Origin of the sequence: Staphylococcus sp. GDX8P80P, from assembly GCF_017893095.1 — a bacterium.
GTDB lineage: Bacteria > Bacillota > Bacilli > Staphylococcales > Staphylococcaceae > Staphylococcus > Staphylococcus borealis.
Window position 1 is genome coordinate 1 of record NZ_JAESMI010000001.1, and the last position, 14,552, is coordinate 14,552.

A 14,552-nucleotide genomic window follows, 5' to 3' on the forward strand; every position below is an offset into this window, starting at 1 on the left:
CATCTATTTTCATTTCAACTGCTTTATACTTTGTTTCTACTGAATAAGATACTCTTTTCATAGAAAAAACACCTCCGTAAGATTCATTTTAATATGAATTCAACGAAAGTGTTTTTATATAATTCCCACTAATTGGGGTCAGCCCAATTGAAATACGATAGAATTTGCTTTTTTTATGATTATTTAAATCTTAGTTAATTTGGTTTAGTGATTTTAATTAAATGATATGGAAGTGCCTTATTTTAAAGTATTCCAATGTTAAATTACATATAAATACAATGTATTTTGACGAGACCCATATGTTGATTATTAATGCACATAAGTGCTAGCGCACTTATGTAAGAAATTCTAAAGATGAACGACGAATGACGTTGTGTGCGGGGCCCCAACACAGAGAAACTGAGTTAATCAGTTTCTACAAGCAAAGCACGTTGGGCAAGCAACCAACAATTCGGAGTATCGTAAATAAAGAAGCCAGTAAATGAATTTGTTAAAACGCATTTACTGGCTTCTTACTTTTACATTAAAACCAGACACTGTTTCAATTATTTTTGATTACCTTGTGGTCCAGTTTTATATTCATATTTTGATGGATTAATTTTCTTGAAATCAGGGTTGTTATAGAATCTGAACAAGTCACCATTTAAGACATTGTCACTCATTTCTAAATCTTTCTCAACCTGTTTCTTATTCTTTTCTAAATCTTTAGGTGGCGTTTCTAATAATTCGTTTGTTTTATTAGAATACGCTTTACCATTTACAAATTTATAGTCTTTCGTAATGAAGTCACCATTTCGGAATGGAATGACATCATCATGATCTTTAGACAACATATCCGTACCGAACATTAAGTAGTTTTTAGAATCAATTCCTACTAAATGTAAGATAGTAGGCATAACGTCTACTTGTCCAGCATATGTTTTATCTACTGTACCTTCTTTACCAGGAATTTTAAGCCAGAAACCTGTACGGTTTAAGTCCATAAATTTCGCTGGCGTAATCTTTTCACCTAATAATTTTTCCATTGCATTATTATGATTTTCTGAAATACCATAGTGGTCACCATAGATCATAATAACTGAATCATCATATAGGCCTTTTTTCTTAAGATCAGTGATATATTCTTCAAGTGCTTGGTCTAAATAATGTGCTGTTTGAATGTAACCATCAACAGTTGAATCACCTGTATTAGGTTTATCAATATCTGCATCTTCTTCACTCAATGTGAATGGGTAATGGTTTGTTAATGTAATTAAGTGTGAATAGAAAGGTCCTTTCATTTTAGATTGATACTCTGCTGACTCTTTAAAGAATGGTTTATCTTTTAAACCTAAGTTGACAATATTGTCATCAGACATATCGTAGTAAGTCGCATCATAGAATTTATCAATACCAAAATGTTTATAGACTTGGTCACGGTTCCAGAATGTTTTATAGTCACCGTGCATAACGTCAGATGTGTAACCTTGCTTTTGGTCTAAAATCGCAGGTAATGATTGGTAAGTATTATCACCTTTCAATGAAAATGCTGAACCCTGTGGTAAACCATAAAGGCTGTTATCCATTGTAAACTCAGCATCTGATGTTTTACCTTGACCTGTTTGGTGGAAGAAGTTTGGATAATATCTAAAATCATCATTGCCCGTTGATAATTTATTTAAGAACGGTGTGACTTCTTTACCATTGACCTTTTTATTGATTAAGAAAGTTTGGAAACTTTCTAAATGTATTTTGATAATATTTTTCTTCTTAGCAACGCCAAAGTACTCTGAATTTGGTGTTGTATTTTTTTGCTTCGTATAATTTAACACTTTAGTTAAATCATCTTCAGAAGCTAATGCTTTTTGTTGGTTATTTTGAATCGTCTTAACACCATCATAAACTGTGAAGTTATATGGACCTAAATATTTCACTAAATATTTATGGTCAAATGTACGTGTTAATAACTCAGGACGGTCTGTTTCAGCAAAAGCTAAATTTAAGAAGAATAATGCTACAGATGCAGCCATTACAACTGGCACAAACTTTTTACTGAAGACACGTTTATCCAACCAACTTCCTTTGAAAATAAGGATAAATAGATAAATAATTGTATCTATAAAGTAAACAAAGTCATACCATTTAAATGATGCACCAACAGCACCACCCATAGACTCAACATTACTTGCTTGGTTAAGCGTACTGAATGTTAAAAAGTCCGAGAAGAATCTAAAGTAAACTACATTTGCATATAGCAAGAATGTTAGTAAAAATCCCCCAATAAAGATGAACCAATATGCTTTTTTCCCTTTAAAGAATAAGAACACACTTAAAATAAGCGCGATTAAACTATATGGATTCATCAATAGTATTAAGTTTTGAACTAGTCCTTTAACACCCAAAGAAAAATCAACATAATATGAAAAATACGTCTTCAATGTCACTGTAAACACAGTCAGTAAGAAAAACGCAAAAAGACTTATTTTCTTTTTGTGTAAACTCATGTATGTTTCCTCCGTTTATAGTTATTCAACTTTGAAGAAATGTTAAAGACTTAACTGAAGACTTAAACACTTACTCAAATATGACCGTTATGCAATTACTTACTCGTTTTTTAATTTCATTTATATTATTTATATTAATTTAAGCATATACCCTACAAATACATTTTACATTAACGATAGTTCATCAATAAATCGCATTCCCAATGTGCACTATACGTTTGTAATGCTTTATGTATATTATGTTGGATGCTATTTTATGTCATCATTAATGGCATATTAACAAATCATGAACTTTGTAATATTATTGTAATATTGCCCGTAGTTCAATATATAAATATATAGTATTTTTACTCATTTATCAAGAAAAAGCATTTTAATATAACGACGCTTTCATTGTTTGTTACAAAATAATGTCCCATTAAGATGATTCACTGATTTATTCATTATAGCTTCTTAATTGCATTTTTTAATCAGACCATAGTCCGACATAAATTATAAGTGATTTATTTAAGTATGTTGACTTTCATCTATCATGACTTATTTCATCATTTCTAATTGCATTCTGTATTCAATTCCGTGAAATAGTTGATTCATCCAATTACTAAATTTCACAACATTCTTTTCAGCAGTTTCGATATCAATAAATTGGAACTTCAAACGTGAGCCTTGTGGCTTCTGAGCAAGTTTAGTTAAATGGTAGCTTGCAATTGTACCAATTTGAGGATAACTTCCGATTGTATAATGATCATTTAATAAGATGATAGGTGTACCATCTCGCTTAACTTGAATCGTTCCCCTTTTAACTGATTGATGTGCCGGCATATCGTCGTAATATGCTTTGATCTTCTCACCATCTAGTAACATACCAACACGATTTGATTTATTCGTCACCTTATATTCTCCTCTAATAAAGTGAGATTGCGTTTCTTTATCAAAATCTTCTGTCCCTTTGTTGGCAATAACATGAAACACATCAGAAACATAGTTGAATGACAGTGCATAACCGTCTATACCCCAATCAGTAGTACGTTTTTCTTTTAAATTTTCAAATAACTTTTGATGACGTTCCGTATAGTGTCGTTTCATTTCTACTTCATCGCCATTTTCAAGTTTACGCCCGTGATAACCGCCGATTTTAACATTTAAATCTGTTGACGTTGATCCTAGCCAATCATCTAATTTGAATCCGCCACCGATTGCAAGATACACACGTGACGTTTTATTTGTTTCTTTAAAAGACAGGACGTCTCCTTTATCTAAAAGGTATAATTTATACGGTTTTACTTGCATAGTTTGCGTGTAAGCTTCAAAGTTATGACCTGTTAAAGCAATTAATGTAGGCTCAGTAAATCGAATTTTAGCCATAATGTGTGTCATTTCAAGCGTTGCTTCATTTTTATTATTAGCAACTAAACGATTTGCGATTTCATGACCTAGTGAGTCTAACGCACCACACGGAATAACACCTGCATATTCATATCCATGACGTCCAAAATCTTGAAAGCTACTAAACAATCCGGCTTTTTCTATTATGATTGACATGGTTTAAATTCTCCTAATTCAATATCTTTGCGTTTCTGTGGTTTAAAAATAACATTGTCTCCTAATTTTAACAGTGTAAAATCATCTTTTTCAGGAGTGAATAAGGTCATTGGCGTGTACCCTATCACTAACCAATCATTGTAGGTATCAGTTGTTACGATGCCGCACTTCTTCCCTTCAATAATAACTGAACCTGCAGTGACAAGCTTCTTCTTTTTACTCGTATGATTAACGTACAGTGCTTCATTCATTCCAGTTAAATATGGGAAACCCGGTGCATAGCCCATCATAGACACAAAATACGGTTTATCAGAATGTAATTGAATAAATTCATCTTTAGTTAACTTGTAATACTTTAATAAATCCGGTAAGTCTGGACCAAACTCGTCACCATAAATAATAGGAATTTCATAGGTCGTGCTTTCATCTTTACACGTTTCTAATTGTTTTAATTCTTCTTGTATTGAAGTGACTAATGCCTTCATATATTGAAAAGGTGAAGTAATATTATGATGTTTAATCATATCTCGAGCATCATAGCAAATCATCATATCTGATTCAGTAGGCACAATTTCTGTGATAAATGGTAATGCTTTCTTTAATAAATGATAACGTACTGCGATTAATTCAGTTGTTACATTTTTAGATACATCCTTTTCAACCGCAATTACAATTGCTTGATCTCCTTGACTATAAATCTTCATAACGCCACCTCAAAGTAATCATATTTAGTGATGATAAAATATATTTAGAAATTCCACCACATAGGGCATGATTGATTTAATTAACAAATAAACGAATACACATTGAATTAAAACGGTAACAGTTGCAACGACACGTGCCTTGATGAGTGCATTATTTTTTAAATATCGATCTGCTAAATATTTACTTACCACATTTAAAACTACAATTATTGCAACCCATAATATTGTCATAGCTCACTCCGTTAGTTCATTGTTATCAATCAATTCGCATATACTTCCCATATTATTTTATAGATAAATAGATACATCGGCAACCTCTCGTAAACTATTTAATAAATAGATACGAATCTGTTGTTTCTGTATTTTGTCTATGAGTTCTGATTTAGTATAGTCTTTAATTACCAGTTTACCTTGGTCCAAAAGGCTTTGACGCATGCATCCTAATAAAAAATCATTATCATAGCTTGGCGTATAACACACACCAGCTTCTTCTATCATGATATTACCAATATCAAACTCCAGAATTTTACCAGTTTCATCATATAATAATACTAAATCTGTCTCATGATTGTGTGCTAAGTGTTGTCGTTGTGATGTCTTATTAATAACGTATTGATCATTGCAATTCGACTGTGCCTGTTTAAATTTAGCCGTAAATAATGTTTTAGCAGGTAGAGGCTTAATCATATGGTCTATTTGACCGGATTTATCTATTTCTATTTTCAGTCTATAGATCCCTTTTGGATGATGACTTATAACCTCATTGACGCGTTGCATCCAGACCTCTTTTGAAAATGAATACCCTAATCGTTCGCATGACTGTTGCACTCGTATCATATGATATTGAAGTCTAGGAATCTTACCATTATCTAGACGCATCGTTTCAAACAATTTCATCTATAGCATCTCCAATATCTTTGTTTTATCTCGAAACTCTTGAACTTCCTTTTCGGGTACCGAATCAATCGTAATCCCTGCACCTACACCATAGTGAACTTGATCATTTCGATACTCAAGCGTACGAATAGGTATATTAAATATCATTTTATCATCCGGACATAATAAACCGATTGTGCCACAATAAATATATCTAGGATGTGGCTCGAGTGCTTTAATATACGCCATCGTATTGTGCTTCGGTGCCCCTGTAATGGAACCACAAGGGAATAATGCTTTTAAAATATCCGTGAGACGCACGTCATCTTGCAAGTGACCTGTAACCATACTCGTCATTTGATAAACAGTCTTATAGGTTTCAATAAAAAATGGCTTATTTACGTGAATCGTTCCAGGTTTACAAATTCTGGAAATGTCATTGCGTAATAAATCGACAATCATAACATTTTCAGCACGATCTTTAAGTGAATGCTTCAATGTGTCATAATTCTTTAAATCTTCATCGTCGTCATTGCTACGTGGCATAGTACCTTTCATTGGTTTACTTACAACTACATTTTTATGATGATTAAATTCACCTTTTTGGAAGAATAATTCAGGAGAAATAGAAGCAACTTTAACCTCTTCTACATCTAATAAAGCAGTGTAACCACCATTATTCGTTTGCGTTAAATAATAATATAAATCAGCTATCGGATAATATACATCACTCACTAAACGTGTTGTATAGTTCACTTGATACGTTTCGCCTTCAATAATTGCATCCTGAACGTGTTTAATTTTGTCTTCCATTTGTGCATCACTCTCCATGAATCGAAAGTGATGTTTAGGGATGTACTGTTGACTTGGATGTTCAGGTGACGTCTCAGCCATACTCGGACTAAAACTATATGCTAATGCTACGATTTGATGTGCTTCCAATTCATGTGTTGCCATATGGTGATTAAAATAACTTGCCGCTTCATATGGCAGATACAGTGCCACATAGCGTCCTTGTGCTTGCTCAGTCTGCGCAAATTGAATAACTTTACCGACCTCTTCCAGTGTATATGCCACCATTTTTGAGACGTACGTGTTAAAGCGCACTGCTATCGTTTCAAAATGATCAGGCGTTGTATAGTAACGATAATTAAACGTGATGTCCATAGTTTACGCGCCCACCTTTTCCAAAAATAATCGTATTTGCTCATGTCCATATTCACTTAAAATCGATTCAGGGTGATACTGAACGCCAAATATAGGATAGTGTTTATGTTCAAACGCCATTAAAATCCCCTCATCATTATGGGCGGAAATATTTAAAGACGCAGGAATATGTGTTTGATCCGCAATGAGTGAATGATAGCGCATTACTTTGAATGCTTGAGGAAGCCCTTTAAATAATCCTGTTTCATTATGCGTTAATGGCGTTGTATGACCATGGACCGGCTTTGCACCATGTACAATTGCGCCCCCATAATATTCGTACAGGAATTGAAAGCCTAAACAAACGCCTAATATAGGCACTTCCCCCTCAAACTGATTCATAATTTCCGTTAAAATAGGATAATCACTCGGTTTACCCGGTCCTGGCGAGATAACAATAGCCTCTACATTAGATGCCCTTATTTGCTCAACGGATACTTGATCCACTTCGTATACAACGATCTCATGCGCTGTCTCTGTCTTAAAATAATCTATCAAATTATATGTAAATGAATCTTTATTATCTATAACTATAATCATGCATGTCGCTCCAACTCTATGTTAAATAACTTCATCTCTTACCTTATTATAAATATTAAACTTTTGAAAATGTAAGGGTTTACCTTTATATTGTACTAAATTATAACTTGATTTTAAGAAATGAATGTATTACGCTAACTAGCGTACAAAAACTCAAAAGAGGTTCCTAGCTGAAACCCTCTATAAAAAACTAGACAATTTACGAAATATTTAGTTTGAAAGTTAATTTTCTTTTATATAACTGATTACAATGTTTCTAAGTCTATCTTTTTTATAGAGATAGACTTTTTTTATGTTCTCATGGCTAGGTTAGAGACGGCATAAAGTATCATTCTAATCTTTTCAAAAAGGAGAATATTCATGACAAACAAAGATTTAAATAAGGATAAAGCAATTGTAGTATTTAGCGGAGGGCAAGACAGTACGACGTGCTTATTTTACGCTAAAAAGCATTTTAAAGAGGTTGAACTTGTAACATTTAATTACGGTCAACGCCATGATACAGAAATTGAAGTTGCGACACGTATCGCTAAAGAACAAAACTTAAAACATCATATATTAGACATGTCATTATTATCGCAATTAACTCCAAATGCCTTAACACAACATGATATGGACATTGAAACGGGCGAAGATGGGATTCCAAATACCTTTGTACCAGCACGTAATTTATTATTCTTATCATTTGCTGGCGCATTAGCATATCAACGCAATGCTAAACATATCATTACAGGGGTGTGTGAAACAGACTTTTCTGGTTATCCAGATTGCCGTGATAGCTTTATTAAATCTATGAATGTAACACTTAGTTTATCTATGGATAAAGATTTCGTTATCCATACGCCTTTAATGTGGTTAGATAAATCACAAACTTGGGAACTTAGCGACAAATTAGGTGTGCTAGATTATATTCGATACAATACACTGACATGCTACAACGGTATTATTGGAGATGGTTGTGGCGAATGCCCTGCATGTCATTTACGCCAACGTGGCCTACAACACTATTTAGAAACTAAAGGAGCGAATTAAAATGATGCAACAACTTTATCCAACTGTTAATCATCCCTATAGTTTTGAACTTAATAAAGATTTTAACTTTTCAGCGGCGCACTACATTCCAAGCGAAGATGCTGGTAAATGTATGAGAACACACGGGCATACTTATTTTGTCAATTTAACAATTGCTGGGGATCATTTGGACCACAATGGTTTCTTAATTAATTTCAGTGAATTAAAAAAATTAATCCATGATCAATTTGACCACTATCTGTTAAATGACTTACCTCAATTTAAAGATAAAAGTCCTTCAACAGAGGTTGTGGCGCAAACGATATATAAAATGGTACAAACTCACCTCCAAAGCTACGATAATCACCCGCAATGTGTACAAGTCTACTTACGTGAAACACCAACAAGTTATGTAGTATATCGTCCAAAGGAGTTTAAATAATGACAGCTAAAATTCCAGTACTTGAAATTTTCGGACCTACGATTCAAGGTGAAGGACGTGTTATCGGTCGTAAAACAATGTTTGTTAGAACTGCAGGTTGTGATTATCGTTGTAGTTGGTGTGACTCTGCTTTCACCTGGGATGGCAGTGCCAAGGAAGATATTCAATTAATGTCTGCTGAAGAAATTTATCATCAGCTAAAAGCGATTGGCGGTGATTGTTTCGATCATGTTACGATTTCTGGCGGTAATCCGGCACTCATTAAAGGGATACAAGAATTAGTTGATCTATTTGAAGAGAAACAGATTTATACCGCATTAGAAACACAAGGAAGTAAATTCCAACCGTGGATGAGACAAATTAATGACTTAACCATTAGTCCTAAACCACCAAGTTCTAATATGACACCTAACATTGACATATTAGATAACGTCATTGAACAATGTATTGCTTCAACACTTAATTTAAAGGTCGTTATATTTGATGATGCAGATTATGATTTCGCTAAAATGATACATCATCGCTACCCAAATATTCCTTTTTACTTACAAGTTGGTAATCCATACTTAGATGATGATGTAGACAATCATACCGATAAACTTTTAAATCGATATGAAACATTAGTTGATAAGGTTATGACGAGTGATGATATGAACCGTGTCTATGTTTTACCACAGCTACACACACTCTTATGGAGCAACAAAAAAGGCGTTTAATCATTCCATTATAAATGAAAAATATTTTCTAAGTGTTTTGAAATGATTAAGTTTGTTTTAATTGGTATAATGTTCTAATGAACTATGTGAGATAGGAGTACAGCATGATTATATATGTATTGATTAATATCGCCGTTGTGCTTGGCATACTCGGCTTTGACTTATATAAGCACCAATTCAAACAACTCAAATTCAGCTCCGTATTAATCGCTATAGCGATTAACGCTTTAATTAATGCTATTGTCATTGACAAATTTAACTTTATAACATTAAGTTCAATTGCCTTTTTTATAGGTTGGATGGGACTGCAATATTATTTGAATCATCAATACTATACTTTTATGATTTCCGAATATAAATCGATTGCTTTAATATTTTCGATCATTGTAAGTTGTTCATTATTTATCACTTATGGTTCAAGTGATCAATCAATTTACATGTCCGTTCCATATTTAGCACCAACCATATTTTTAATAGGCGCCAGTGCAATATTTTTAGGTACCTTTTCTAAAGGTGAACTTGGCGTATTTAAATTCATCAACAAACTTAAGTTTCCAATTATGATTGGCTACATGCTTATTATTATGTCTATTGTATTATTAACGATTTTGACACCTTTTTGGTATGTTTTCTTAATTATATATGCACTATTTGGTGTTTATCTTGCTTGGCAGTTGAAACACGCTAAATTAAAACAACATTTAACACACAAATAAACGCTTGAAGTTCTTATTTATGAAACTTCAAGCGTTTATTCTATTTAATGTACTTTTTCCTTTTCTTGCTCAACTAATTTGAGATCGTAGGAAGGTTCTTTTAAATTTGATGCTTGCACAATGTATTTAGGTCTTTGCTTAACCTCATAATAAATACGACCAATATATTCTCCTACCACACCTATAGACATTAATTGAATGCCGCCAATGAGTAGGACTGCTGCTATTGTTGTAAAATAACCTGGATTATTAATACCATTTACCATGATGCCTATCAACAAATATAGGATATAAACAATACTTAAACTGAATATAGTCATTCCAAGGTAAATCATCGCACGTAAAGGTTTATTATTAAATGAAATGAGCCCATCAATGCCATAGTTTAGTAATTTCGTGAATGTCCATTTAGAATGACCGGCTTCACGTTCAACATTTTGATATGTAAAGATTTTCGTATTATAACCTATCCATTCAAATAAACCTTTTGAAAAACGATTATATTCTTTAAGTGAAGCAATTGATTTAACTGCGCGTTGACTTAATAATCTAAAGTCTCCGACACCATCTATAAATTCAATATCCTCGACAAAACTGTTAATCAATTTATAGTATAGCTTTGTCATTGATTTCCGAGCGATATTTTCTCCAGTTCTATCACGCTTAGCGATAACCTGGTCATAGCCCTCTTTAAATCCCTCTATCATTTGTGGAATAAATTCAGGTGGATGTTGTAAATCCCCATCTACCATCACTACAGCATCACATTGTACACTATGTTGAAAACCAGCTATCATTGCTGATTCTTTACCGAAATTTCGGCTGAAAGAAATATATTTAACATGTTGGTCTTCGCTTGCTAAATGTTGGACATGGTCGATCGTATTATCTTTACTACCATCATCGACAAACAATAGGTCGTAATCATACCCTTTGTCCAAACTATCTTCCATCAAAATTTCAGTCAATTTGTCGTACGTTTTTGTTACGACTTCACCTTCGTTAAAACAAGGCACAATGACTCTGATTTTCATTAAATTACATCCTTTTCATCATTCTTATTACTATTTTATCAATAAAATTGGCAACTATTCTACTAAAAACTATGCAATTAACAAATAATTAATAAAAATTAAATGAAAACAATACAATTATTCTATATTTTATCTATCCAATTGAGTTAAAGAGACAATGCTATTTCAAATCGCCTATGCTAACATCATCAGGGTCTTTACCTTGACGCGCGTTTCGATTTAAACTATCAATTTCTGCGATTTCTGTAAGTTCTAAGTTAAAGTCAAATATATTATGATTTTCTCGAATACGTGATGGTGTTTTAGATTTTGGAATAACAATACGATTATGCGCAATATGCCAACGCAATACGATTTGTGCTGATGTCTTATCGTATTGTTTTGCTAATTTAGTAATTGTTGGATCTTCTAGTAAACCTCTGTTTCTCATTAATGGCATCCATGCTGTCACAACAATATCATGTTTATCACAGTAATCTTGAACATCTTGTTGATTAAAGTAAGGATGAACTTCAATTTGATTGACTTGTGGAACAATATTCGTTTCACGCATCAATGTTTCTAAATGATGCACTTTAAAATTACATACACCTATCGCTTTCACTTTACCTTCTTCATATAATTTTTCTAGTGCTTTATACGTTTCAATATAAAGTTGATCGTTCTCACAAGGCCAGTGAATTAAATATAAATCGATATAGTCTAAACCTAAATTGTCTAATGAGCGATTAAAATACTCAAGTGTACGGTCATACCCTTGGTGATCATTCCATAATTTTGTTGTAATAAATAAGTCTTCACGAGGTACGCCACTATTTTTTAATGCTTTTCCAAGTACCTCTTCATTTTTGTAAAAATATGCTGTATCAAATGCACGATAACCATCGTCTATTGCAGCCTGAATCGCTGTTTCCATTTCTTCATCTGAGACTTTATAAACACCTAAGCCGATTTTTGGCATTGGATAACCATTATTTAAAATTTGTGTGTCATTCACCATTCTATCTTCTCCTGACTTTTCTATTAATGCTTTACATTATCATCATTTAGGATAACTCAATTGTAATAGGATAGACAAATAAATCGTATGTAATTTAAATATACAGAAGAAGGGAGCAGGACAGAATTTTTAATTCGTCGTCCCACTCCCAGCTTGATTTAAGCGCCTTCTCAGTTCAGTCAACTACTGCGAATTTGCCAAGTAAGTAGCATTATCATAGCATTTATGTCTCAAATGCTACTTTATTAATCATTTTAAATTAGTCATGTGTTTCGTCTTTTTTATCTTTTTTGTCTTCATTTTCATCTTCATCTCCACCGAATGTTGGTCGATTATCGATGAATTCATATTTAAGTACAACCCAAACTAATTGATGGTTATCCATTTCAGATACTATCCAACGATCGTATTGCGTATCGATATGATCTTCAACTTGTAGGTTAGTGTTATGGGCTTGAAGCCAACCACCTATAGTATCAATGTCTTCTGAATCTTCAAACTCAATGTCGAATTGTTCATTTAAGTCATCCAATAGAACGCGCCCATTAATTTGGTAAGTGTCATCGCCTAATTTAACAATGTCATTCACCTCATCATCGTCAAATTCATCTCGAATTTCACCTACGATTTCTTCAAGAATATCTTCCATTGTTAAAATACCAGCTGTACCACCGTATTCATCAATAATTAAACTGATATGTACGTGTTCACGTTGCATTCTAACTAATGCATCACTAATGCGTGTTGTTTCTGAAATCATTGGCAGTTCATGGATATAATTGTTAATTTTAATCGGTTTACCAGAAGCGTATTCTGTTAAAAATTCTTTAACATTGATGAAACCTTTGATATGGTCTTTATCTCCGTCTTCAGTAATTGGGTAACGCGTAAATTGATGTTCTTTAATCGTCTCTAATAATTCATCAACATTAAATGGTTCATTTAAAGTCACCATTTGAGTACGTGGTACCATGATATCTTTTGCATGTCTTTCATCAAATTGAAAGATATTTTGCATATAGTTTAATTCTGTTTGGTTGATTTCGCCACCATTATAACTGTTGTTAATAATGATCTTAATTTCTTCTTCAGACATAGCATCTGTTTGAGCATCAGGATCAACGCCTAACATTCTAATAATTACACGTGCTGAACCATTCATTAACCAGATTAAAGGTTTCATTATATTACCAAAGTAATACAATGGTCTTGCGTATGTTAACGCTAACTTCTCGGTATGCTGAATCGCAATCGATTTCGGTGCTAATTCACCTAATACAACGTGTAAATAAGTTACGACTATGAATGAAATTACAAATGAAATCGTTGTAGTTAATGCATCAGGTAATTGTAATAAATTAAAAATAGGATGCAACAATTTCTCAAATGTCGGTTCTCCTAACCAACCTAATCCTAAAGAAGTAACTGTAATACCTAATTGACAGGCTGATAAATAATAGTCAAGGTTTGCAATCATCTTTTTGACAATTTTAGCACCACGATTGCCCTCTTCAGCGAGTTGTTCAATACGCGTTGAACGCACTTTAACTAATGCAAACTCCGATCCTACGAATACTGTTGTTAATGCGATTAATAGAAAGAATATTACTAAATTTATTATGGTCACTGTTTCCAATTAATTCCCTATTTCTAGGGATTCACCTCCAAATATTATGTGTCCCATATGGGTAACACGGATTTATTGTGTTTTGCTTATTAACAATATATACACATGTTAAGACCTTCCCATTGCGACACCTCCGAAAAAATGTATTACTTTTATTTTATCATATATCAATTACAAATAGTTGATTGTAACCCTTTTGATTAAAAAGTTACAACTTATCATTTAAAACTAATATTGCGTAATAGTCAAGAAAGGTAAGCGTAAAGTGACAGAAACCAACGTACAATGAACCAACATACAAAAACGGTACCTTAATTGAAGTACTTTTGCTGGTCATTAAACTTCTATATTTAAAGCTTAAGACTTTATTACGCATTCTCTTGCCTTCTTATTCTATATTCTCATATGTTTACCCATTTTTGTATGTTTTAACATTCATTATTCAATAAACTAACGATTTAGTTAAATCATCCTTATTTTAATTATAAGTACTTGACTAACCGTTTAAAAGGAAGCAGAACAGCATTCTTTTTAAATCCGTTATCCCCTAGCTTGCTTTGCTTATAGCATTTCTTGATTGAATTCTCCTTGCTATGCAGCCCCACAAAAATGACTAGAACCGAGAAAGCTTACGCCTTCTCGGTTCTGTTAGCTA

At 32.9% G+C, this 14,552-nt stretch carries 14 protein-coding genes and 1 riboswitch; of the genes, 4 read left to right on the plus strand and 10 right to left on the minus strand.

Going from position 1 to position 14,552, the window contains the following annotated elements; genetic code table 11:
• Positions 1–545: 545 nt before the first annotated feature.
• The 7 genes from ltaS to KA858_RS00035 all read right to left on the minus strand — a co-directional run bounded on the left by ltaS (position 546) and on the right by KA858_RS00035 (position 7,351).
• Positions 546–2,483, minus strand: a complete 1,938-nt coding sequence (gene ltaS, locus KA858_RS00005) for a polyglycerol-phosphate lipoteichoic acid synthase LtaS (protein ID WP_075108252.1) — start codon at positions 2,481–2,483, stop codon at positions 546–548.
• 537 nt (positions 2,484–3,020) lie between these two features.
• Positions 3,021–4,025, minus strand: coding sequence for a 5-oxoprolinase subunit C family protein (locus tag KA858_RS00010; protein ID WP_210134698.1), 1,005 nt, complete (start codon positions 4,023–4,025; stop codon positions 3,021–3,023).
• Positions 4,013–4,729: a 5-oxoprolinase subunit B family protein gene (locus tag KA858_RS00015; protein ID WP_210126198.1), complete on the minus strand. Its 717-nt coding sequence runs from the start codon at positions 4,727–4,729 to the stop codon at positions 4,013–4,015. The genes KA858_RS00010 and KA858_RS00015 overlap by 13 nt, the downstream gene beginning before the upstream one ends.
• A 24-nt stretch (positions 4,730–4,753) precedes the next feature.
• Complete coding sequence (locus KA858_RS00020) at positions 4,754–4,960, minus strand: hypothetical protein (protein WP_210134699.1); 207 nt, start codon at positions 4,958–4,960, stop codon at positions 4,754–4,756.
• Between the two features lie 57 nt (positions 4,961–5,017).
• Positions 5,018–5,626 carry an aminotransferase class IV gene (locus tag KA858_RS00025; protein WP_075108255.1) on the minus strand — a complete coding sequence of 203 codons (609 nt, stop codon included), beginning with the start codon at positions 5,624–5,626 and terminating at the stop codon, positions 5,018–5,020.
• Positions 5,627–6,772, minus strand: coding sequence for a chorismate-binding protein (locus tag KA858_RS00030; RefSeq protein ID WP_210134700.1), 1,146 nt, complete (start codon positions 6,770–6,772; stop codon positions 5,627–5,629).
• Positions 6,773–6,775: 3 nt separating this feature from the next.
• A complete protein-coding gene (locus KA858_RS00035; RefSeq protein ID WP_070854452.1) occupies positions 6,776–7,351 on the minus strand; it encodes an anthranilate synthase component II in 576 nt (191 codons plus the stop codon).
• A 153-nt stretch (positions 7,352–7,504) separates the two neighbouring features.
• Positions 7,505–7,551, plus strand: a riboswitch (PreQ1 riboswitch).
• A gap of 160 nt (positions 7,552–7,711) precedes the next feature.
• Here KA858_RS00035 and queC point away from each other — a divergent pair.
• The 4 genes from queC (at position 7,712) to KA858_RS00055 (ending at position 10,236) form a co-directional block, all read left to right on the plus strand.
• The gene (queC, locus tag KA858_RS00040) at positions 7,712–8,383 is read left to right on the plus strand and encodes a 7-cyano-7-deazaguanine synthase QueC (RefSeq protein ID WP_053029967.1); all 672 of its coding nucleotides are present in this window, start codon (positions 7,712–7,714) and stop codon (positions 8,381–8,383) included.
• 1 nt (position 8,384) lies between these two features.
• Positions 8,385–8,804, plus strand: coding sequence for a 6-carboxytetrahydropterin synthase QueD (gene queD / locus KA858_RS00045; RefSeq protein WP_053029968.1), 420 nt, complete (start codon positions 8,385–8,387; stop codon positions 8,802–8,804).
• Positions 8,804–9,520, plus strand: a complete 717-nt coding sequence (queE, locus tag KA858_RS00050; RefSeq protein WP_210134701.1) for a 7-carboxy-7-deazaguanine synthase QueE — start codon at positions 8,804–8,806, stop codon at positions 9,518–9,520. Before queD ends, queE begins: the two co-directional genes overlap by 1 nt.
• 104 nt (positions 9,521–9,624) lie before the next feature.
• Complete coding sequence (locus tag KA858_RS00055; RefSeq protein ID WP_210134702.1) at positions 9,625–10,236, plus strand: hypothetical protein; 612 nt, start codon at positions 9,625–9,627, stop codon at positions 10,234–10,236.
• Positions 10,237–10,280: 44 nt separating this feature from the next.
• Here KA858_RS00055 and KA858_RS00060 read toward each other — a convergent pair whose 3' ends face one another.
• The 3 genes from KA858_RS00060 to KA858_RS00070 form a co-directional block, all read right to left on the minus strand.
• Positions 10,281–11,270, minus strand: a complete 990-nt coding sequence (locus tag KA858_RS00060) for a glycosyltransferase family 2 protein (protein ID WP_053029971.1) — start codon at positions 11,268–11,270, stop codon at positions 10,281–10,283.
• 160 nt (positions 11,271–11,430) lie between these two features.
• Positions 11,431–12,270 (minus strand): aldo/keto reductase, encoded by an 840-nt coding sequence (locus tag KA858_RS00065; protein WP_210134703.1) that lies wholly within the window; start codon positions 12,268–12,270, stop codon positions 11,431–11,433.
• Between the two features lie 259 nt (positions 12,271–12,529).
• Entirely contained in the window at positions 12,530–13,906 is a 1,377-nt protein-coding gene (locus KA858_RS00070) for a hemolysin family protein (RefSeq protein ID WP_053029973.1), read from the minus strand.
• Positions 13,907–14,552: the final 646 nt, after the last annotated feature.

Excerpts from the sequence above, each read along its gene's own strand:
- ltaS (WP_075108252.1), bottom strand. The coding sequence starts at position 2,483 with ATGAGTTTACACAAAAAGAAAATAAGTCTTTTTGCGTTTTTCTTACTG.
- KA858_RS00010 (WP_210134698.1), bottom strand. The coding sequence starts at position 4,025 with ATGTCAATCATAATAGAAAAAGCCGGATTGTTTAGTAGCTTTCAAGAT.
- KA858_RS00015 (WP_210126198.1), bottom strand. The coding sequence starts at position 4,729 with ATGAAGATTTATAGTCAAGGAGATCAAGCAATTGTAATTGCGGTTGAA.
- KA858_RS00020 (WP_210134699.1), bottom strand. The coding sequence starts at position 4,960 with ATGACAATATTATGGGTTGCAATAATTGTAGTTTTAAATGTGGTAAGT.
- KA858_RS00025 (WP_075108255.1), bottom strand. The coding sequence starts at position 5,626 with ATGAAATTGTTTGAAACGATGCGTCTAGATAATGGTAAGATTCCTAGA.
- KA858_RS00030 (WP_210134700.1), bottom strand. The coding sequence starts at position 6,772 with ATGGACATCACGTTTAATTATCGTTACTATACAACGCCTGATCATTTT.
- KA858_RS00035 (WP_070854452.1), bottom strand. The coding sequence starts at position 7,351 with ATGATTATAGTTATAGATAATAAAGATTCATTTACATATAATTTGATA.
- queC (WP_053029967.1), top strand. The coding sequence starts at position 7,712 with ATGACAAACAAAGATTTAAATAAGGATAAAGCAATTGTAGTATTTAGC.
- queD (WP_053029968.1), top strand. The coding sequence starts at position 8,385 with ATGATGCAACAACTTTATCCAACTGTTAATCATCCCTATAGTTTTGAA.
- queE (WP_210134701.1), top strand. The coding sequence starts at position 8,804 with ATGACAGCTAAAATTCCAGTACTTGAAATTTTCGGACCTACGATTCAA.
- KA858_RS00055 (WP_210134702.1), top strand. The coding sequence starts at position 9,625 with ATGATTATATATGTATTGATTAATATCGCCGTTGTGCTTGGCATACTC.
- KA858_RS00060 (WP_053029971.1), bottom strand. The coding sequence starts at position 11,270 with ATGAAAATCAGAGTCATTGTGCCTTGTTTTAACGAAGGTGAAGTCGTA.
- KA858_RS00065 (WP_210134703.1), bottom strand. The coding sequence starts at position 12,270 with ATGGTGAATGACACACAAATTTTAAATAATGGTTATCCAATGCCAAAA.